This window comes from Enterobacter sp. CRENT-193, assembly GCF_002787395.1.
GTDB classification, from domain to species: Bacteria; Pseudomonadota; Gammaproteobacteria; order Enterobacterales; family Enterobacteriaceae; genus Enterobacter; species Enterobacter hormaechei_C.
This window is the reverse complement of sequence record NZ_CP024812.1, coordinates 4260838-4282476: the sequence shown is the minus strand read 5'-3', so window position 1 is coordinate 4282476 and position 21639 is coordinate 4260838. Positions and strand designations below refer to the sequence as shown.

Here is a 21639-nt window from a genome sequence, read left to right as displayed (position 1 = left end):
AATGGCAAATCACAGCCGTGCAGGACAACCTGCGCAACAACGCGATTTGATTAACGTCGCTCAACTGACCGCGCAGTACTACGTGCTGAAACCGGTGGTGGGCAACGCAGAACACGCAGTGAAGTTTGGTACATCTGGCCACCGCGGCAGCGCGGCGCGCCACAGCTTTAACGAACCGCACATTCTGGCCATTGCTCAGGCCATCGCGGAAGAGCGCGCCAAAAATGGCGTCACCGGTCCGTGCTATGTAGGGAAAGATACCCACGCCCTGTCTGAACCTGCTTTTATCTCCGTGCTGGAAGTGCTGGCGGCGAACGGCGTAGACGTGATTGTTCAGGAGAACAACGGTTTCACGCCAACGCCTGCGGTGTCTAACGCTATTCTGGTACACAACAAAAAAGGTGGCGCGCAGGCTGACGGCATTGTGATCACCCCGTCCCACAACCCACCGGAAGATGGCGGCATCAAGTACAACCCACCAAACGGTGGCCCGGCGGATACCAACGTCACGAAAGTGGTGGAAGATCGCGCCAACGCGTTACTGGCTAACGGTCTGAGCGGTGTGAAGCGTATCTCACTGGATGAAGCCATGGCCTCCGGCCACGTGAAAGAGCAGGATCTGGTTCAGCCGTTCGTGGAAGGGCTGGCGGATATCGTCGATATGGCCGCTATCCAGAAAGCCGGTCTGAAGCTGGGCGTGGATCCACTGGGCGGCTCCGGTATTGAATACTGGAAACGCATTGCCGAGCACTACAAGCTGGATCTGACCATCGTGAACGATCACGTCGATCAGACCTTCCGCTTTATGCACCTGGACAAAGACGGCGCGATCCGTATGGACTGCTCCTCCGAATGCGCAATGGCTGGCCTGCTGGCGCTGCGCGACAAGTTCGATCTGGCGTTTGCTAACGACCCGGACTACGACCGTCACGGTATCGTCACCCCGGCTGGGCTGATGAACCCGAACCACTACCTGGCTGTGGCCATTAATTATCTCTTCCAGCACCGTCCGCAGTGGGGCAAAGAGGTCGCGGTGGGTAAAACGCTGGTCTCTTCCGCCATGATTGACCGTGTGGTCGATGCGCTGGGCCGCAAGCTGGTGGAAGTGCCGGTGGGCTTCAAGTGGTTTGTTGACGGTCTGCACGACGGCAGCTTTGGCTTTGGCGGTGAAGAGAGCGCGGGGGCATCCTTCCTGCGCTTCGACGGCACCCCATGGTCAACCGATAAAGACGGCATCATCATGTGCCTGCTGGCGGCGGAAATCACCGCGGTCACCGGTAAGAACCCGCAGGAACATTACAACGAGCTGGCGGAACGTTTTGGTGCGCCAAGCTATAACCGTATCCAGGCTGGCGCCACGTCTGCGCAAAAAGCAGCTCTGTCAAAACTCTCTCCGGAGATGGTCAGCGCCAGCACCCTGGCAGGTGACTCGATCACCGCGCGTCTGACGGCGGCACCGGGTAACGGCGCATCCATCGGCGGCCTGAAGGTGATGACCGAAAACGGCTGGTTCGCCGCGCGTCCATCCGGTACGGAAGATGCGTACAAAATCTATTGCGAAAGCTTCCTCGGCGCTGAGCATCGTCAGCAGATTGAGAAAGAAGCGGTAGAGATTGTCAGCGAAGTGCTGAAAAACGCGTAAGTGGTGTTTGGTGCGGGCTGATGCCCTCACCCCGGCCCTCTCGCACGGGGAGAGAGAGAAAACACTAAAAACGGCAACCTCAGGGTTGCCGTTTTGCTTTTACCTAACTGTGCTTGTTCTTCAATTCAAATCTCGGCGACACCAGACCGTACAGCGTCCAGCCCATAAAGGTCACCATCGCACCATACAGCATCGCTTCCTGGCCGGAGGAATAGAGCGCATAGAAGCTGTAAATTGCGCCAATCAGCGCCACAATATTGGCCGCACGGGCTTTGCGCGGATCAACCTTCGCCACCTTCTGAATAATCACCAGCGCCGCCATCGACAAAATGTACGGAATGATGTTCGTCACCACCGCCAGGTTGACCAGCACGTTAAACTGGCTGTTCAGTGACGGGCTGATGGTCATCAGCGACAAACCACTCTGGAAGATGACAATCGCCAGCATCCCTTGCACTGGCGCATCCGCTTTGGTCACGCGGGAGAAGATTTTCGGGAAATAGCCTTCGTCAGCCGAGGATTTAAACACCTGAGCGATGGTGAACTGCCAGCCCAGCAGCGAGCCGCAGCAGGACATCACCATCAGTCCCATGATCACTTTCCCTACCTCCGGCGTAAACATCTGCGCGAACGCCAGCCCGAACGGCGCCGTGGAGTTGGCCAGATCCATGTTGGGCACAATTCCCGCAATCACGTTGGTCGAGACGATATAGATCACCGCCGCCCCCAGCGTCCCGCCGAGTACCGCGATCGGCACATTTTTCTCCGGGTTTTCCACCACTTCCGCATTCGCACAGGCTGACTCCAGCCCGAGGAAGGCCCACAGCGTCATGGCGATGGACGATCCCACGGCAGTGAAGAACGGTACGTGATGCGGATTCCAGGAGTTGGCGTACAGGGTCGGGCTGAACCAGAACCAGCCGATGATGCACAGGCCGACAACCGGGATAATCACGCCCCAGACGGTAATGCTGCTAAGTTGTCCGGTGATGCGCGCGCCGCCAAAGTTGGCGACGGTACAGATCCACAGCACGCCGATGGTTGCCAGCCCAATCTGCACCGGGGTCAGCGTCGCCCCAAACAGCTCCGTGCCGTAACCGACAGCGGAAATGGCAATCGCCACGTTGGCGATCAGCAGCGACACGCCGTAGGTATAGTTCGCCATAAAGTTACCGGACTTACCGAACGCATATTCGGCATAGCCACCCATCCCGCCGGACTTGCGGCTGAACATTCCGCACTTGGCAAAGGCCCATGCCAGCGCCATCGAACCCACGGCGGTAACAAGCCAGGAGATAATCGAAATCGTCCCCACTTCAGCGAGCTTGGTGGGCAGCATGATGATCCCCGAACCCATCATATTCACCATGGTGAGAATAGTGAGTTGCACCACGCCCATCTTGTTGGCCTTACTCATAATTTTTCTCCTTTCAGCAGCGATGGCTGAGCGGCAGGTTGTTTGATGACGTAGCAGCGCACCTGTTTGCGACCGTCACACTCCTCGACGTAAACCCCCTGTAACTCCGGCGCAAAGCCCGGCAGCAGATTGATCCCGTCTTCCAGCGCGGCGAAGTAGCGCAGCACGGAACCGCCCCAGACTTCCCCCGGAACCACGCACAACACCCCCGGTGGGTAAGGCAGCGCGCCTTCCGCGGCGATACGGCCTTCCGCGTCGCGCAGGGACACCAGCTCGACCTCACCGCGCAGATAGGCATAGTTCGCCTCCTGCGGGTTCATCATGACGCGCGGGAAGTGAGACCTGCGGAACATCTCTTTTTGCAGCTGCTTCACGTTATGGCGGGCATAGAGGTCGTGCATCTCCTGACAAATCTGACGCAGGGTATAATCCGCATAACGTTCCGGATGTTGCTTATAAAGAGAGGGCAGAACCTCTTTCAGCGGCACATCGCTCTGGAGCAGTTTTTCGAAGCGCACCAGCTGGGCGACGAGCTGCTGCAATTTGCCCATGTCCTCCGCCGGGGTGAGCAGGAAGAGAATGGAGTTGAGGTCGCATTTTTCAGGCACGATGCCGTTTTCACGCAGGAAGTTGGCGAGGATGGTGGCGGGCACGCCGAAATCATCGTACTCGCCGGTGCGGGCGTTGATGCCTGGCGTGGTCAGCAGCAGTTTGCAGGGATCGATAAAATACTGATGCTCGGCATATCCCTCAAAGGCGTGCCAGCGTTCGCCCGGAACAAAATGGAAGAAGCGCAGATCGGTTGCAATCTCTGCCGTATCCCAGCTTTCCCATGGACGGCCATCCACCGTCTCTGGCACGAACGGACGAATAAACTGACAGTTCTGAAGGATCAGTTTCCGTGCTTCGATACCGGTCACCACGCAGTCCATCCACATGTTGCGCCCACTTTGCCCCTCGTGCATGCGGGCGTTGATATCCAGGGCGGCAAACAGCGGATAGAACGGGCTGGTGGAGGCGTGCATCATAAAGGCGTTGTTGAGGCGCTTATGCGGGACATAGCGCGCCTGGCCTTTTATATGGCTGTCCTTCTTATGGATTTGCGAGGTTTGCGAGAAGCCCGCCTGCTGCTTATGCACCGACTGGGTAACCAGAATGCCCGGATCGTTTTCGTTCAGCTCCAGCAGCAGCGGCGAGCAGTCGGCCATCATCGGGATAAACTGCTCGTAACCCACCCAGGCGGAGTCAAACAGAATGTAATCGCACAGGTGACCAATCTTATCCACCACCTGACGGGCGTTATAAATGGTACCGTCGTAGGTGCCCAGCTGGATCACCGCCAGACGGAACGGACGTTCATCCCGCGCGCGACCAGGCGCGACCTCTGACACCAGTTCCCGCAGGTAACTCTCGTCGAAACAGTGTGCGTCAATACCGCCGATAAACCCGTACGGGTTGCGCGCCGTTTCCAGATACACCGGCGTCGCGCCTGCCTGTAACAGTGCTCCGTGGTGATTAGATTTATGGTTATTGCGATCGAACAGCACCAGATCGCCTGGCGTGAGGAGGGCATTGAGCACCACTTTGTTGGAAGAGGAGGTGCCGTTCAGCACGAAGTAGGTTTTATCCGCATTAAAGACTTTTGCCGCATGCTGTTGGGCGATGCATGGCGCGCCTTCATGGATCAGCAGATCGCCCATTGCCACGTCGGCATTGCACAGATCGGCGCGGAAAAGCGTTTCGCCAAAGAAATCGACAAACTGGTTTCCGGCCGGATGGCGGCGGAAGAACTGGCCTCCCTGATGTCCGGGGCAGTCAAACGCACTGTTCCCCTGCTGGACGTAATCGACCAGCGCGCGGAAGAACGGCGGGCGGAGCTGGGTTTCGTACTTCTGCGCAGCCGCTTCAAGCTGGCGTCCGTAGTACGCATTGCTGGTGTCGGAGTACTCAAAAACGCCGTGAATACGCGACAGAAATTCAGCCGGAACCCTTTCTTCTTTATGCGTGGCAATAAACACCGGAATACCGAATCCCGTGGCTTCTATTTCTTCTATGGCGCCATTGAAAATATCGCTGACGGCCAGAACCACGGCTGCTACATCAATATAATCCGATGCGGTGATATCCACAATGTCGCGCGAAGTGGTAAAGCATTCAGGGCAGGCACGGCTGACGGCAATTTTTAACGTTTTCATCTTTATCTCTTTATTTCAGGCAATATGGGGCCCTCGACTTCTTGCGGTAAAGAAATCGATTATTTCCGGAAAAAAAAAGCAAAGCGTGTCCGCTGATACGAAATCAGTTAATTGCTTTTTTGCTGAGTAGAATTCAGTCCGCCCGGTTGCGGAGAATCTGAATCACAAGGAATGAGCGCAGGTGTTCACAGGCAACAGCCTGTAAAATAGCGTGTTTCAGGATAACCTGTAAGCAGATGCGCCAGAAGTCGAAGGACTACCGGGCGTTAAAGAGATGAAAGTCAAAACAGTTTCGGTGGGCAAACATCATGATATGTGTTGTCCGCCTTATATGGGGCATTAAACGATTATTGTTTTCCATGTTCAATTTCCTTTCAGTAATTGAAAGCATGGTCATTTTATCCAGGAAAAAGGAATTAACTGTGAAACAGATCACCAATAACCGATCATTTCAGAAATAATTAGTCGTTTTGAGTGAATAACGCAGATCAAAATGCTGTTTTGTTGGCTCGGTGTTAAATTGATGTTTTAATTGTGTTTAAAGAGGGCGAATATAGCCGTGAAAATAATCTCATCGTTATTTTCATGGCTATATTCAGGTTGGTAAGTTTTTATTTAAAATTAAAGTGAATACTTATTCAGATCATAAACCGATATCCGATACCGGTTTCTGTTAATAAATGACGAGGACGCGCGGGATCGGCTTCAAGCTTCTGGCGAAGGTGTCCCATATAAATGCGTAAATAGTGACTATGCTCGACAGCATTCGGCCCCCAGACCTGGCTTAACAGCTGTCGCTGCGTTAACACTTTACCATGGTTATTGAGCAGCACGGCCAGCAGACGAAACTCAATAGGCGTAAGGTGGATCTCTTCTTCTCCTCTTACGATGCGGCGTGCAGCAAGATCGACGCGGATATCGCCAAAGGCGTACACCGGGTCGGAAGGGGAGGTGGCACTGTGTCGACGCAGCGCCACACGAAGCCGGGCCTGTAACTCGCCAATGCCAAACGGTTTGATCAGATAATCATCCGCTCCGGCATCCAGCGCGGCGATTTTATCCGTCTCTTCGGTGCGGGCAGAGAGCACCAGAATAGGCATCTGGCTCCACTGACGCACCTCACGAATAAAATCGATGCCGTCGCCATCCGGAAGTCCCAGATCCAGGATCACCAGATCTGGCTTGCGGGTCGCGGCTTCAATCAACCCTCGTTGAAGCGTTCCGGCTTCATGAACGCGCAAACCGTCGCCTTCCAGCGCGGTACGCAGAAATCGGCTGATAGCGAGCTCATCTTCAACAATCAGAACGTTAATCACAAATCCTCTGGTAATTCATCAAGTTCTGGTGGGCTTTCCAGAGGAAGTGTAACACAAAAGCGTGCCCCACCTTCCGGGCGGTTCTCTGCGGAAATGGTGCCGCCATGCACGTCGACAATCGCCTGGCAGATCGCCAGCCCCAGCCCAACGCCAGGAATGGCGGATTCCTTATTACCGCGCGCAAATTTTTCGAATATGGCGCGCTCCTGTCCGGCCGGAATACCCGGCCCGGTATCCCAGACGTCGAGCCGCAGCACACGTTTATCCACCCTGGCAGCAATCCCCAGCCGGGCCTTTGCCCCGGCGTATTTAGCGGCATTTTCCAGAAGATTAATCAGCACGCGCTCAAACAGCGGGCCATCCACATGGATTAACGTCAGGGGTTCCGGCATGTCCAGCTCAATATGGCGCCCGCCGAGACCCGGCTCCAGCATCTTCAGCGCACTGCCGACAACCTCCTCAAGGGTGAGCCACTCTTTTTTGAGGTTAAACCCGCCGGACTGAATGCGCGCCATGTCCAGCAGGTTGTTCACCAGGCGCGTGGTATTCAGCACGTGCTGGCGAATTTCGCTGGCCTGCATCGCGTGCTTTGATCCTTCCGCCGCCAGATCCAGCGTCAGAATTTCGGACTGGCCAAACAGCACGGTAAGCGGCGTGCGCAAATCGTGAGACAGCGCTGCCAGCAGCGAGTTGCGAATACTTTCGCGCTCGCTTGCCAGCCGCGCCTGCTCTTCGCTGGCGGTGAGCGCCAGCCGTTCAAGGGCGCTGGCGACCAGCAGGGTGAAGGTTTCAAGCAGGCGCTGCTGCTCGGGGATCATCAGCTGACGCAGGTTAGACGGCTCGACGATGACCAGCCCGTGATTTTTATCCGCGCTGCGCAGCGGCAGGATCTGGTAAGGCACGCCGGGCAGCGTGTCGGTGCCGGCGCCGGCAGGTAAACCCTTATCGAAACTCCAGCGGGCAATCGCTTCATCCCAGGGCGTCATCCCCGAAGGGGAGGTCAGCGGGCGAAGGCGCCCTTGTTCGTCGGGGAGCAAAATCAGGTTACTGGCATGAAAGGTCGAACGGATAAACTGCTCGCTGGTCTGCACGATATCTCGCTGCGTGCGGCCAACCGCCAGCGATTTTGACATTTCATACAGATGGCGCGTGCGCTGCTCGCGATAGCGGGCAATGCGTGCCTGGTAGCGCACGCCTGCCGTCAGATTCCCGATCACCAGCCCGACGGTAAGCATCACGGCAAAGGTCAGAATGTACTGCACGTCCGAGACAGCAAGCGTCCCGCGCGGAGCAATAAAGAAGAGATCGAAGCTGATGACGTTGATCACCGTCGCCAGCACCGACGGCCAGCGGCCATAAAAGAGCGCGACCACAACGACGCCGAGCAGATAAATCATGACCAGATTGGCGGCGTCGAAGGCGATGAGCCACTGGCTGGCAATCACCGTAATCAGGGCGCAGAGGACCACGGCCACCATGCAGCCCCGGATCTGAATGCGCCATTTATCGCCAAAGATGCGAGCGTCCGGCGTACGGTTGGGCAGGGGGGCGGGCTTGTCATCCAGCGCGACGATGACTAAATCAAGATCCGGCGCGCGGCGGGCCAGCCTGTCGGCAAAAGATTCGCGGCTAAACCAGCGGCGGTGCTGGCGACGTCCAATGACAATCTTGCCCAGGTTGTGCTCGCGCGCGTAGCGCAGGATGGCTTTATCTTCCTGCGGATCGGACAGGGTTGCGGTTTCGGCGCCCAGCTCCTGCGCCAGCCGCAGCGCGCTCAAAATGGCGCGGCGCTGATTTTCCGGCAGGCCATGCAGCTGCGGCGTTTCGACGTAGACCGCGTGCCAGACGCTGCCAAACTTCGCTGCAAGCCGGGCGGCGGTGCGAACCAGTTTTTCGTTGCCGCTGCCGTGACCAATGCATAACAGAATGGCGTCCCGCGTGTGCCAGACGCGCTCTTGTCCCTGTAGGTCTCGCCAGGCGCGCATCTGGTCATCAACGCGATCGGCGGTGCGGCGCAGGGCCAGCTCGCGCAGGGCAATCAGGTTTCCTTTGCGGAAAAAATGTTCGATGGCGCGTTCGGCCTGGCCGGCAATATACACTTTGCCTTCATGCAGGCGCTGGCGCAGATCGTCCGGCGGCAGGTCAACCAGTACGACTTCATCGGCAGAATCAAAAAACGGATCGGGGACGGTTTCCCGCACCTGGATACCGGTTACGCCGCTCACCACGTCGTTCAGGCTTTCCAGATGCTGAACATTCACCGTGGTGAAGACGTCAATGCCTGCCTCAAGCAGCTCCTCAACATCCTGCCAGCGCTTCGGATGGCGGGAGCCTGGCGCATTGCTGTGCGCCAGTTCGTCCATCAGGATCAGGGCAGGGCGGCGGGCGAGGGCGGCATCAAGATCAAACTCCGTGACCAGCCGCCCGCGATGGCTGATACGCTGGGGCGGCTGCGTCGCCAGCCCCGTCAGCAGCGCAGCAGTCTCTTTGCGACCGTGGGTTTCCACCACGCCGATGAGAATATCAAGCCCCTGCGCCCGAAGCCGCTGGGCTTCCGTCAGCATGGCGAAGGTTTTCCCGACACCCGCGCAGGCGCCGAAAAAAATTTTCAGCTTGCCACGGTGGGCTTCAGCCGTCTGTTCAAGCAGCCTGTCCGGATCCGGGCGCATGGGCTCGTCGGTCATTTAGTTCTTCCTTAGCGCATCCAGCGCCAGATTCAGCTCAACAATGTTCACTACCGGCATGCCGATGAAGCTGACCAGCGGCTTTTGCGTATGTTCTGCAACCAGCTGGCTCACCTGCTCGACGGTCAGCTGACGGGCGGCGGCCACGCGTGGGATCTGCCAGACCACCGCGTCCGGCGTCAGGCTGTAATCCAGCCCGCTCGCGGAGGCGGTGACCAGCTCAACCGGCACCTCACGGCTGGCCTGCGGATTCGCAGCGCGCAGGGCGGCAACGCGTTCAGCAATGGCTTTGTCCAGGTCAGGGTTACTGCCCGCCAGATTGCTGCCGCCGGAGGCCATTGGATTATACGGGCTTTCCGCAGTGGCGGAAGGGCGTCCCTGGAAGTAGCGTGGGTCCGTAAAGTTCTGCCCAATCAGACGCGAGCCGCGGTTTTCACCGTTCTGGATAATCAGCGAGCCGTTGGCCTGATCCTGAAACCACCACTGGCCCAGCGCGGTAGTCATCAGCGGGTAAAGCCCGCCGGTAATCAGAGACAGCAGAATAAACAACAGTATAGCGGGACGTAACATCGTCATTGGATCCACCTTTTAAACCAGCCCGAACAGCGTTAGCAACATGTCGATAACCTTGATCCCAATAAAGGGCACCACCAGCCCACCCAGACCGTAAATCCACAGGTTACGGCGCAGCATGGCGGCGGCCGTCAGCGGCTTATAGCTCACCCCTTTCAGCGCCAGCGGAATAAGAAAGACAATAATCAGCGCGTTGAAGATCACCGCGCTCAGAATGGCCGAGGCCGGAGAGTGCAGGTGCATCACGTTCAGGGCATTTAGCTGCGGGTAGGTTGCCGCAAACGCCGCCGGAATGATGGCGAAATACTTTGCCACGTCGTTGGCGATACTGAACGTGGTCAGCGAGCCGCGCGTCATCAGCATCTGCTTCCCGATGTGCACCACCTCGATCAGCTTGGTCGGGTTCGAGTCGAGATCCACCATGTTGCCCGCCTCTTTTGCCGCCTGGGTACCGGAGTTCATTGCCACCGCCACGTCGGCCTGCGCCAGCGCCGGGGCGTCGTTGGTGCCGTCGCCGGTCATCGCCACCAGACGGCCTTCCGCCTGATACTGGCGAATGAGCGCCAGCTTCGCTTCCGGCGTCGCTTCGGAAAGGAAATCATCCACGCCCGCTTCGGCGGCAATGGCCGCCGCAGTCAGACGGTTATCCCCGGTGATCATCACCGTTTTAATGCCCATCTTACGCATCTGGGCGAAACGCTCTTTTATACCGCCTTTAACGATATCCTTCAGAGCGATCACCCCCAGAACGCTTGCACCTTCCGCCACCACCAGCGGGGTTGCCCCCTGACGCGCCACGCTTTCCACCAGATGGTCGACTTCCGGGGGGAAGTGTCCATTATTGGCTTCAATATGACGGCGAATGGCATCAACGGACCCTTTACGGATCATCCGGTCCTGAATGTTAATGCCGCTCATGCGGGTTTGCGCCGTGAAGGGAACGAACGTGGCGTGCAGGCTTTGTACGTCGCGCTGGCGCAGGTTAAAGCGCTGCTTGGCGAGGATCACGATACTGCGGCCTTCCGGCGTTTCATCAGCCAGCGAGGAAAGCTGCGCCGCGTCAGCCAGCGTTTTTTCATCCACGCCGGGAGCAGGTAAAAAGTCAGAGGCCTGACGATTGCCCAGGGTGATGGTCCCGGTTTTATCCAGCAGCAGCACGTCTACGTCCCCCGCCGCTTCAACGGCGCGTCCGCTGGTGGCGATGACGTTAGCGCCCAGCATACGGCTCATCCCCGCCACGCCAATCGCGGAAAGCAGGCCACCAATAGTGGTGGGGATCAGACAGACCAGCAGGGCGATCAGTACGGTGATGCTGACCGCTGTACCGCCGTAGGCGGAGAAAGGCCACAGGGTCGCCGTTGCCAGCAGGAAGACAATGGTGAGCGCCACCAGCAGAATGGTCAGAGCGATCTCGTTCGGCGTTTTACGACGCTGCGCGCCTTCCACCATGGCGATCATCCGGTCGAGAAAGGTTTCGCCCGGGTTAACGCTGCACTGGATCACCAGCCAGTCGGAAAGAATGCGCGTTCCGCCGGTAACTGAGGCGAAATCTCCGCCCGACTCACGGATCACCGGTGCGGATTCCCCGGTAATGGCGCTTTCGTCTACCGACGCGCCGCCCTCAATCACTTCCCCGTCGCAGGGGATGATGTCGCCGGCTTCCACCAGCACCACGTCACCTTTACGCAGTTCATCCGCCGGTACGTGGTCCATCTGCGCGCCGTATTTAGGTTCGCGTAATTTGCGCGCAAAGGCGGTTTTTTTGACCCCTTTCAGACTGTTGGCCTGCGCTTTACTGCGGCCTTCCGCCAGCGCTTCGGCGAAGTTGGCGAACAGCACGGTAAACCACAGCCACAGGCTGATGGCGCCGGTAAAGGTTGCATTCCCCAAAAGGTGTCCCGTTCCCATGGCAATCGCCAGTACGGTGGTGAGTAAACTTCCAGTCCAGACAATAAACATCACCGGGTTGTGCCACTGGACGCGCGGGCTCAGTTTTTTTACCGCATCCATGAGGGCCTGACGAACTAAGGTCGGTTCGAGCAGGGCCAGTTGTTTACGACTCATGACAAATTCTCCGCAAAATCAGCGTAAAGAGAGATATTCCGCAACCGGGCCTAACGCGAGGGCGGGGATAAAGGTCAGGGCACCTACCAGCAGAACGGTGCCAATCAGCAGGCCGACGAACAGCGCGCCGTGAGTCGGTAACGTACCGGTGGTGGTCGGCTGGATCTTCTTATTCACCAGTGTTCCGGCGATCGCCATGACGGGAATAATCACGCCGAAACGACCGACGAACATGCAGAACGCCAGCAGACAGTTCCAGAACGGTGAGTTGGCGCTTAACCCTGCAAAGGCGCTGCCGTTGTTGTTTGCGGCAGACGAAACGGCGTAAAGCACTTCGCTAAAGCCGTGAATGCCCGGGTTAAAGATGCCGCTGCGCCCGACGTCGGTCATCAGCGCCAGGGCGGTACCGAGCAGCACAAGGGCGGGGGTGACCAGGATCGCCAGCGCGGTTAATTTCATTTCGCGGACGTCGATTTTTTTGCCGAGATATTCCGGCGTGCGGCCGATCATCAGCCCGGCGATAAACACGGCGAGCAGGACGAACAACAGCATGCCGTACAGCCCCGAACCGACCCCACCGAAAACTACCTCGCCAATCTGCATCAGCCACATCGGGATCATGCCGCCGAGCGCGGTGAAAGAGTCATGCATGGCGTTCACCGCCCCGCAGGAGGCCGCCGTGGTGACCACCGCATAGAGGCTGCTGGCAAGAATGCCGAAGCGGCTCTCTTTGCCTTCCAGGTTGATATTGCTGTTAGCCCCCAACTGCATGAAGTGGCTGTTGCCGTTCCATTCGGCCCACATCACCAGTGCTACGCAGACCACGAAGATTAACGACATGGCCCACAGCAGCGTACGACCCTGGCGGCGATCGTTAACTACATCGCCAAAGGCGAAGCAGAGCGCGGTGGGGATCAGGAAGATCGTCAGCATCTGTACAAAATTGGTTAACGCCGTTGGGTTTTCAAACGGATGCGATGAATTGGCGTTGAAGAAGCCGCCCCCATTGGTGCCCAGCATCTTGATTGCTTCCTGCGACGCCACCGGCCCCATTGGCAGGAGTTCCCTGGCCCCTTCAAGCGAGGTGAAAGGGGTATAAGGCAGCAGGTTTTGCAGAGTGCCTTGCTGAATAAAGAACAGGGCAATAATCAGCGCAACAGGCACCAGGATCCAAAGGGTGATGCGTGTGACATCAACCCAGGCGTTGCCGAGAGTGCTGACATTCTGACGGGCAAACGCGCGCATCAGGGCGAAGATCACCGCGATACCGCTGGCCGCAGAAAGAAAGTTCTGCACGGTTAACCCGGCCATCTGGCTGAAGTAGCTGAGCGTGGTTTCACCGGCGTAAGACTGCCAGTTGGTGTTGGTGACAAAGCTGACCGCCGTGTTCAGCGCCAGATGCCAGGATAAACCCGGTAACTGCTGCGGGTTCAACGGCAGACTGCCCTGGAGCATCAGCAGCGTAAAGAGGGCAATAAGCCCCACGATATTCAGAAGCAGTATCGCCATCAGGTATTGGCGCCAGTTCATTTCCCGGTCGCTGATACCTGAAATGCGCCAGAGCACATTTTCAATATTTCGCGTGCCCGGCAATGGCACGTTGTTTATCAGCCGCGCCAGCGCTGTTCCCAGCGGCCTGGCGAGCACAAACAGTACCAGTAAAAAGCTGGCAATAAGCAAAAACGCCTGAGCAGCCATCAGAATGCCTCCGCATTAATCAGGGCATAAATCAGATAACCCAATAACAGGAACACCAGCACGATGCCGGCAATCAGACCTGCACTCACACTCCACCTCCGGGTGACTTTTGTTGTTGTACAAACGGTAGGATTTGTGGCGCAAAGATTTCGCAAAAATCAGAAGGGCAGGTGTAAAAAAAGTATAAAAAAGGGAAAAGCCACAATTTAACTATTGGTAAGTAAATCGTTAACTTTTTTGTAACTTAATTACAGGCATGAATGTAAATATTCACGAAATGGATGAAAATAAGTGGTCGGATGAGTAGTAAAATTACAAACAAAGCGGTATTATTTTAACCAGGTCACAGATTTCACATTTTCCGGAGACGGTTTCCGGCCAACTACAGGGGAGAAAAATATGGATCTTTATAAAGAGTTTCCGGCTCATATCATTTTCATGCGTCGCACTTTCGCCGTTGTGGCTGGCGTGCTGGCCCTGCCGGTGATGCTGTTCTGGAAAGATCGCGCACGTTTCTACAGTTACCTGCATCGCGTCTGGGCGAAAACCAGCGAGAAGCCGGTGTGGATGGATCAGGCCGAGAAAGCAACCTGCGATTTCTACTGATACGGTGTGACATCTTAGCCATAAAAAAACCGCCTACAGCAAAGTGGCGGTTTTTTTGTCCCTCGGGATTCGCGGTCCGTTGGGTAATCTTGCAGCCCCTACCCGGGATTTTTATCATACCCTTCTTTAAAAAGTTCGCAATCCACTTCACCTTTATAAATTCCTAATTTTACTGAAATAACTTACTTTTGGCGTTGGTGTTAATTATGATGCCACGTCCCTTTCCGCCATCTCGCAAATGGGCATCGGTCCTGGGAAAGGTGTATCCATAGCCGTAAAGCAGCCCACCTACCCGGGCTTGTGTCCACCGATTTATCACCGGTGGTGATAGGTGGAGCGGTTAGCAGCAGGGACCGCATAGTGAAACGCTATTTATGCATTGCGTTCACTGTCGCCAGCGCACTCGTTGTAAAGAGTGATAAACCGGATGTGTTTATTGCCTTTACCCCGATAGTGCAGGACAAGTAGCGTTAAGGCCGCCTCGGGCGGCCTTTTTTATTTCATCCCGTCTACACTTCATGGCAAAGTAGTTCAATGCATGCCTTTTTCCTTTTACGGCATGCCCTTACGGACATAATGGACAATTGCCAGGAGTTTTATGCCCACCCATCTGGTTTGGTTTCGCGCGGATTTACGCATTCACGACAACTTCGCTCTCGCGGCGGCCTGCCGCGCTAAAGACGCGAATGTGCTGGCCCTGTTTATCGCCACGCCTGAACAGTGGCGGCAGCATGACATGGCACCCCGGCAAGCGGCACTGCTCAGCGCGTATCTGAATGACCTGCAACATTCACTGGCCGAAAAAGGCATTCCGCTGATCTATAAAGAGGCCCATGATTTTGCCGCTCAGCGTCAGACGGTGCAGGCAATCTGCCAGCAGTACGCAGTAACGCATCTTTATTACAACTATCAGTATGAATTCAACGAGCAGCAGCGGGATCGTCAGCTGGAGAAATCCCTCGCGGGCGTGGTCTGTGAAGGCTTTGATGACAGCGTGATGCTCGCGCCTGGCAGCGTAATGACCGGCAGTCACGAGATGTATAAAGTTTTCACGCCGTTTAAAAATGCCTTTATCAAACGCCTGAAAGAGGGACTACCTGAGTGCGTTACCGCCCCGTCCGTGAGAGGGGAAACGATAACGGATCTGCCGGCGATCAGGCTGAATTATCCCCAGCAGTCGTTCGATGAAACAGTATTCCCCGCCAGCGAGAAAGCGGCTATCGCCCGGTTGCGTCAGTTCTGCGCGCAGGGGGCGGTTGAGTACGAGGCGCGTGGGGATTTTCCAGCGATTGAAGGCACCAGCCGCTTGTCGGCCTGTCTAGCGCTGGGCGCGCTCTCTCCGCGCCAGTGTTTACATCGCCTGCTGGCGGAACAGCCTCAGGCGTTAGACGGGGGGGCGGGCGCAGTGTGGCTGAACGAACTGATCTGGCGTGAGTTCTATCGCCATCTGATGACGTATCATCCTGATTTGTGTAAACATCGGCCCTTTATTCGTTGGACCGAACAGGTACAGTGGCAGTCGAATGAGAAGCTGCTTAAGGCATGGCAGCATGGGCTTACCGGCTTCCCGATTGTTGATGCGGCTATGCGGCAGCTCAATGAAACCGGGTGGATGCATAACCGTCTGCGTATGATTACCGCCAGCTTCCTGGTGAAGGATCTGCTTATCGACTGGCGAACCGGAGAGCGTTATTTTATCTCTCAGCTGATCGATGGCGATCTGGCGGCGAATAACGGCGGCTGGCAGTGGGCGGCCTCCACCGGAACGGATGCGGCTCCCTATTTTCGGATCTTCAATCCGACCACGCAGGGACAACGATTTGACGCCGACGGCGAGTTTATCCGCCGCTGGCTGCCTGAGCTTAAGGATGTCCCGGCCAAAGCCATTCATGAACCCTGGGTATGGGCGGATAAACAGCGTGTTACCCTGAACTATCCCCGTCCCATTGTCGACCATAAACAGGCGCGCGTCGCCACGCTGGCGGCGTACGAAGCCGCCCGAAAAGTTTGAGAGAATGATGATGAAAAACAGTGAACTGGAACGCCTGATTAACGAAAAACTCAACACGGCTTCGTTTAGCGACTACGGCCCGAATGGCTTGCAGGTGGAGGGGCGCGAGACGGTGCAAAAAATTATCACCGGCGTGACGGCAAGCCAGGCGCTGCTGGATGAGGCGGTGCGTCAGGAAGCCGATGCGGTGATTGTCCACCACGGTTATTTCTGGAAAAACGAATCACCGATTATTCGCGGCATGAAGCGCAACCGACTCAAAACGCTGCTGGCGAATGACATCAACCTGTACGGCTATCACCTGCCGCTCGATGCGCATCCTGAGCTGGGGAACAACGTTCAGCTTGCGCAGCTGCTGGGGATTACCGTGATGGGTGAAATTGAACCCCTGGTGCCGTGGGGCGAACTGTCGATGCCAGTTCCGGGTTTGGAGCTGGCCTCGTGGATCGAAGCGCGCCTGGGGCGTCGTCCGCTGTGGTGCGGCGACACCGGGCCGGATACCGTGAAGCGCGTGGCATGGTGCACCGGCGGCGGCCAGGGCTTTATTGACAGCGCGGCGCGTTTTGGTGTCGACGCCTTCATTACCGGCGAAGTCTCCGAGCAGACTATCCACTCAGCCCGTGAACAAGGCCTGCATTTTTACGCGGCGGGCCATCACGCCACCGAGCGTGGCGGCATCCGCGCCCTCAGCGAGTGGCTGACGGAAAATACCGATCTGGATGTGACGTTTATTGATATCCCTAATCCGGCCTGATGAGAGGTAGTTAAGTGCAGCGAGCGCGTTGTTATCTTCTGGGTGAAACCGCAGTGGTTCTGGAACTTGAGCCTCCGGTGACGCTTGCCACGCAAAAGCGTATCTGGCGTCTGGCTCAGCGACTGCCCGAGCTACCCGGCGTGGTTGAAGCTATTCCGGGTATGAATAATATCACCGTGGTGCTGCGTGATCCGCACACGGGGGCGCTGGATGCCATTGAGCGTCTGCAACGCTGGTGGGAGGAGAGCGAGGCGCTGGAGCCGGAATCGCGGACGATTGAGATCCCGGTTGTCTATGGCGGCAAGGGAGGCCCCGACCTTGGCGTGGTGGCCGAGCACTGTGGATTAACGGAGAAGCAGGTTGTGGAGCTGCATAGCTCAGTCGACTATGTTGTCTGGTTTTTGGGATTTCAGCCGGGTTTCCCCTATCTGGGCGGGTTATCGCCCCAGCTGCATACGCCGCGCCGGGCTGAGCCGCGCCTGAGCGTACCGGCGGGCAGCGTGGCGATTGGTGGCGAGCAAACTGGAATTTATCCGCTCGCTTCACCGGGAGGCTGGCAGCTGATTGGGCACACGTCCACGCCGTTATTTGAACCAGGCCAGGACGCGCCCATACTCCTGCGGCCGGGGGATACGCTGCGCTTTATCCCACAGAAGGAGGGAGTATGTTAACGCTTATTCGCGCAGGGCTTTACACCTCGGTACAGGATGCCGGGCGTTTTGGGCTGCGTCAGTCGGGCGTGAGCTACTGCGGTGCGCTCGATCGCCCTTCGCTGGAGATTGCCAACCTGCTGGTAGGTAACGCAGGCAGCACGGCGGCGTTAGAAATTACGCTGGGTCAGTGCGTGATTGAGTTTGGTCAGGAAACCTGGTTTGCCTTAACCGGCGCGGGCTGTGACGCGACGCTGGACGGCAAAGCGGTGTGGACCGGCTGGCGCCTGCGGGCGAAGGCCGGGCAGCGTCTGACGCTCAAGCGTCCTCTGCACGGCGTGCGTAGCTATCTTGCGGTAGCGGGGGGGATCGACGTGCCGGAGGTGCTGGGCTCATCCAGCACCGACCAGAAAGCGGGAATGGGCGGCCATGAAGGACGGCTGCTGCGTGACGGCGATCGTCTGCGGATAAAGACCTCAACGCGCCATTTCACCACCACGCAGGGCGTGAAACAGCTGCTGTGGAGGAACGTGATCCGCGCCTTACCAGGACCGGAATACCAGGAGTTTGATGAAGCCGCGAAAGAGTCTTTCTGGCGCTCGCCGTGGAAGATCAGCCCGCAGAGTAACCGCATGGGTTACCGGCTTCAGGGACAGCCGCTGACCCGCACAACTGACCGGGAGCTGCTTTCCCATGGTCTGTTGCCGGGGGTCATTCAGGTGCCAGGCAACGGACAGCCCATTGTACTGATGAACGATGCGCAAACCACGGGAGGATATCCGCGTATTGCCTGCATTATCGAAGCCGATCGCTACCATCTGGCGCAAATTCCTCTCGGTCAGCCAATTCATTTTGTGCAGTGTTCGCTGGAGGAGGCACTGAAAGCCCGGCAGGATCAGCAGCGTTATCTCGAACAGCTGGCGTGGAGGCTCGATGGTAAAGATTGATTTAAACGCCGATCTGGGGGAGGGCAGCAACGCCGATGCGGCGCTGATGACGCTGGTCTCCTCGGTGAATATCGCCTGCGGGTTTCATGCCGGCGATGCGCAGACCATGCTGGCGAGCGTGCGCAATGCCATGAAAAACGGCGTGGCGATTGGCGCTCACCCCAGCTTTCCCGACCGGGAAAACTTTGGTCGCACAGCGATGGATCTGCCGCCTGAGACGGTTTACGCGCAAATGCTCTACCAGATCGGCGCGCTGGAGGCGATAGTGCGCGCTGAGAATGGCGTGTTGCGCCACGTCAAGCCGCACGGCATGCTCTATAACCAGGCGGCGAAAGATCCGGTGTTGGCGGATGCCATTGCCCGTGCGGTGCGGGACTGTAATCCGCAACTGATTCTGGTAGGCCTGGCGGGCAGCGAGCTTATTCGTGCCGGAGAACGGCTGGGGCTGACTACGCGGCAGGAAGTGTTTGCCGATCGGGGATACCTGCCGGACGGTAGCCTTGTTCCGCGCACGCAGGCCGGTGCGCTGATCACCGACGAAGGTAAAGCACTGGCGCAGACGCTGGAGATGGTGCGCTTCGGGCGAGTAACCTCAACGGAGGGGACAACGGCAAACGTTCAGGCTGATACGGTGTGCTTACACGGTGACGGCGAGCATGCGCTCCAGTTTGCGCGACGCCTGCGGGCGGCGTTCTCGGAAGAGGGCATTGTTGTCAGCGCAGAATAATCATGAAAGGACAATAACATGCCAGAAGGTCCGGAGATCCGCCGCGCGGCGGATAGCCTGGAGGCGGCGATAAAGGGCAAACCTCTGACACACGTCTGGTTTGCCTTTCCTCAACTCAAACCGTTTGAAGCGCAGCTGGTGGGACAGACGGTGACCCACATTGAAACGCGCGGCAAAGCGTTACTCACCCACTTTTCCCATAACCTGACGTTATATAGCCATAATCAGCTTTACGGCGTCTGGCGGGTGGTGGAAGCGGACGAGCAGCCGCAAACGACCCGCGTGCTGCGCGTGCGGCTACAAACGGCGGATAAGGCGATCCTGCTCTACAGCGCCTCTGATATCGAAATGTTAACGCCGGAGCAGTTGCTCACGCACCAGTTCTTACAGCGGGTTGGGCCGGACGTGCTGGATATGCGCCTGACGGCGAGCGATGTGAAGGCCCGGCTGCTATCGCCCACATTCCGCAACCGGCAGTTTTCCGGGCTGTTGCTCGATCAGGCATTTCTGGCGGGGCTGGGAAACTACCTGCGGGTGGAGATCCTCTGGGAAGTCGGGCTGGCACCGCAGCACAAAGCTTCTCAGCTGAGCGATGAACAGCTGGAGGCGCTGTCCCACGCGCTGCTGGACATCCCGCGGCTGTCGTACAACACGCGTGGCATCGTAGATGAAAACAAGCACCACGGGGCGCTGTTCCGGTTCAAGGTGTTTCATCGGGCGGGGAAGAAGTGCGAGCGGTGCGGCGGGATTATCGACAGGATTATGCTCTCTTCGAGACCCTTTTACTGGTGTCCACATTGTCAAAAATAAAAAAGCCGGGTGGCGGCTACGCCTTACCCGGCCTACGTTTCGCATTTGTAGGCCCGGTAAGCGGTAGCGCCACCGGGCTTAACTTTTAGCGCTTCAGGTCAGACTTAAAATCACGCTGCTCGTAGCCGGTATACAGCTGACGAGGACGGGCGATTTTCATGCCTTCGCTGTGCATTTCGTTCCAGTGCGCAATCCAGCCCACGGTACGCGCCATGGCGAAGATCACGGTGAACATGGAAGACGGAATGCCCATCGCTTTCAGAATAATGCCAGAGTAGAAATCGACGTTCGGGTAGAGTTTCTTCTCGATGAAGTACGGGTCGTTCAGCGCGATGTGTTCCAGCTCCATCGCCACTTCCAGCAGATCATCTTTGGTGCCCAGCTCTTTCAGCACTTCGTGGCAGGTCTCACGCATGACGGTCGCGCGAGGGTCGTAGTTTTTGTAAACACGATGACCGAAGCCCATCAGACGGAAGGAGTCATTCTTGTCTTTCGCGCGGCGCACGAACTCAGGAATATGCTCAACGGAGCTGATCTCTTCCAGCATCTTCAGTGCTGCTTCGTTCGCGCCGCCGTGCGCCGGTCCCCACAGGGAGGCGATACCCGCAGCGATACAGGCGAACGGGTTCGCGCCGGAAGAGCCTGCGGTACGGACGGTAGAGGTCGAGGCGTTCTGTTCGTGGTCAGCGTGCAGGATCAGAATACGGTCCATTGCGCGTTCCAGCACCGGGTTCACTTCATACTCTTCGCACGGCGTGGAGAACATCATGCGCAGGAAGTTACCCGCGTAGGAGAGGTCGTTGCGTGGATACACAAACGGCTGACCGATAGAGTATTTGTAACACATCGCCGCCATGGTAGGCATTTTGGAGAGCAGACGGAACGCCGCGATATCACGGTGACGTGGGTTATTCACGTCCAGAGAATCGTGGTAGAACGCCGCCAGCGCACCGGTAATACCGCACATAACCGCCATCGGATGAGAGTCACGACGGAACGCATGGAACAGACGGGTAATCTGCTCATGGATCATGGTGTGACGGGTCACGGTGGTTTTAAATTCATCGTATTGAGCCTGCGTCGGTTTTTCGCCGTTCAGCAGGATGTAGCACACTTCCAGATAGTTGGATTCGGTGGCTAACTGATCGATGGGGAAGCCGCGATGGAGCAGGATACCTTCGTCACCGTCAATGTAGGTGATCTTGGATTCGCAAGATGCGGTGGAGGTGAATCCAGGGTCAAAGGTGAATACCCCTTTGGAACCCAGCGTACGGATATCAATAACATCCTGACCGAGCGTGCCTTTTAGCACATCCAGTTCAATAGCATCATCACCATTTAGGGTGAGTTTTGCCTTTGTATCAGCCATTTACGGTCTCCTTAGCGCCTTATGCTTAAGACTGCGCTTTACCGGATTTGCTTTCAGCTGTTAATCATCGTTACCAGATTGTTATTTGGCTTACCGCTCAGCTCACGAGGAGAAACCAGGGTACAGAGCTATGGCGCCTTGCAGGTAAACGAATGAAATATCAGTGAAACAACAGC

18 protein-coding genes are annotated in these 21639 nt (G+C 57.1%); 8 read left to right on the top strand and 10 right to left on the bottom strand.

The features are described 5' to 3' along the window. Position 1: 1 nt before the first annotated feature. Complete coding sequence (pgm, locus tag CU081_RS21385) at positions 2-1642, top strand: phosphoglucomutase (alpha-D-glucose-1,6-bisphosphate-dependent) (RefSeq protein ID WP_022650608.1); 1641 nt, start codon at positions 2-4, stop codon at positions 1640-1642. A gap of 103 nt (positions 1643-1745) precedes the next feature. Here pgm and potE read toward each other — a convergent pair whose 3' ends face one another. The 9 genes from potE to kdpF all read right to left on the bottom strand — a co-directional run bounded on the left by potE (position 1746) and on the right by kdpF (position 13678). Further along, complete coding sequence (gene potE, locus CU081_RS21380) at positions 1746-3059, bottom strand: putrescine-ornithine antiporter (protein WP_003858648.1); 1314 nt, start codon at positions 3057-3059, stop codon at positions 1746-1748. After that, on the bottom strand, positions 3056-5254 hold the full coding sequence (speF, locus tag CU081_RS21375; RefSeq protein ID WP_022650609.1) for an ornithine decarboxylase SpeF: 2199 nt from the start codon (positions 5252-5254) through the stop codon (positions 3056-3058). Before speF ends, potE begins: the two co-directional genes overlap by 4 nt. A gap of 256 nt (positions 5255-5510) precedes the next feature. Continuing rightward, positions 5511-5615 carry a leader peptide SpeFL gene (gene speFL / locus CU081_RS21370; protein WP_003858645.1) on the bottom strand — a complete coding sequence of 35 codons (105 nt, stop codon included), beginning with the start codon at positions 5613-5615 and terminating at the stop codon, positions 5511-5513. A gap of 277 nt (positions 5616-5892) precedes the next feature. Next, positions 5893-6570 (bottom strand): two-component system response regulator KdpE, encoded by a 678-nt coding sequence (gene kdpE, locus CU081_RS21365; RefSeq protein WP_003858643.1) that lies wholly within the window; start codon positions 6568-6570, stop codon positions 5893-5895. Then, positions 6567-9254 carry a two-component system sensor histidine kinase KdpD gene (gene kdpD / locus CU081_RS21360; protein ID WP_022650610.1) on the bottom strand — a complete coding sequence of 896 codons (2688 nt, stop codon included), beginning with the start codon at positions 9252-9254 and terminating at the stop codon, positions 6567-6569. Before kdpD ends, kdpE begins: the two co-directional genes overlap by 4 nt. Continuing rightward, a complete protein-coding gene (kdpC, locus tag CU081_RS21355; protein WP_003858641.1) occupies positions 9255-9830 on the bottom strand; it encodes a potassium-transporting ATPase subunit KdpC in 576 nt (191 codons plus the stop codon). A 12-nt stretch (positions 9831-9842) separates the two neighbouring features. Next, the gene (kdpB, locus tag CU081_RS21350; protein WP_022650611.1) at positions 9843-11891 is read right to left on the bottom strand and encodes a potassium-transporting ATPase subunit KdpB; all 2049 of its coding nucleotides are present in this window, start codon (positions 11889-11891) and stop codon (positions 9843-9845) included. An 18-nt stretch (positions 11892-11909) separates the two neighbouring features. Beyond that, positions 11910-13589, bottom strand: a complete 1680-nt coding sequence (gene kdpA, locus CU081_RS21345) for a potassium-transporting ATPase subunit KdpA (protein WP_022650612.1) — start codon at positions 13587-13589, stop codon at positions 11910-11912. Then, positions 13589-13678, bottom strand: coding sequence for a K(+)-transporting ATPase subunit F (gene kdpF, locus CU081_RS21340; protein WP_003858638.1), 90 nt, complete (start codon positions 13676-13678; stop codon positions 13589-13591). The genes kdpA and kdpF overlap by 1 nt, the downstream gene beginning before the upstream one ends. Positions 13679-13988: 310 nt before the next feature. Between kdpF and CU081_RS21335 the strand changes: the two genes are divergently transcribed. From CU081_RS21335 to nei, 7 genes are all read left to right on the top strand, one after another. Further along, complete coding sequence (locus tag CU081_RS21335; RefSeq protein ID WP_003858637.1) at positions 13989-14195, top strand: YbfA family protein; 207 nt, start codon at positions 13989-13991, stop codon at positions 14193-14195. 598 nt (positions 14196-14793) lie between these two features. Then, a complete protein-coding gene (gene phrB / locus CU081_RS21330; protein WP_058647482.1) occupies positions 14794-16206 on the top strand; it encodes a deoxyribodipyrimidine photo-lyase in 1413 nt (470 codons plus the stop codon). Positions 16207-16216: 10 nt separating this feature from the next. Continuing rightward, entirely contained in the window at positions 16217-16960 is a 744-nt protein-coding gene (locus tag CU081_RS21325; RefSeq protein ID WP_003858635.1) for a type 2 GTP cyclohydrolase I, read from the top strand. 14 nt (positions 16961-16974) lie between these two features. After that, positions 16975-17631, top strand: a complete 657-nt coding sequence (pxpB, locus tag CU081_RS21320; RefSeq protein ID WP_003858633.1) for a 5-oxoprolinase subunit PxpB — start codon at positions 16975-16977, stop codon at positions 17629-17631. Further along, positions 17625-18557 carry a 5-oxoprolinase subunit PxpC gene (gene pxpC / locus CU081_RS21315; protein ID WP_022650615.1) on the top strand — a complete coding sequence of 311 codons (933 nt, stop codon included), beginning with the start codon at positions 17625-17627 and terminating at the stop codon, positions 18555-18557. The genes pxpB and pxpC overlap by 7 nt, the downstream gene beginning before the upstream one ends. After that, positions 18544-19284, top strand: coding sequence for a 5-oxoprolinase subunit PxpA (gene pxpA, locus CU081_RS21310; protein WP_022650616.1), 741 nt, complete (start codon positions 18544-18546; stop codon positions 19282-19284). The genes pxpC and pxpA overlap by 14 nt, the downstream gene beginning before the upstream one ends. Positions 19285-19302: 18 nt before the next feature. Continuing rightward, positions 19303-20094: an endonuclease VIII gene (nei, locus tag CU081_RS21305; protein WP_022650617.1), complete on the top strand. Its 792-nt coding sequence runs from the start codon at positions 19303-19305 to the stop codon at positions 20092-20094. Between the two features lie 85 nt (positions 20095-20179). Here the strand turns inward: nei and CU081_RS21300 are convergent, their stop codons facing one another. Beyond that, entirely contained in the window at positions 20180-21463 is a 1284-nt protein-coding gene (locus tag CU081_RS21300) for a citrate synthase (protein WP_003858624.1), read from the bottom strand. Between the last annotated feature and the right edge of the window lie 176 nt (positions 21464-21639).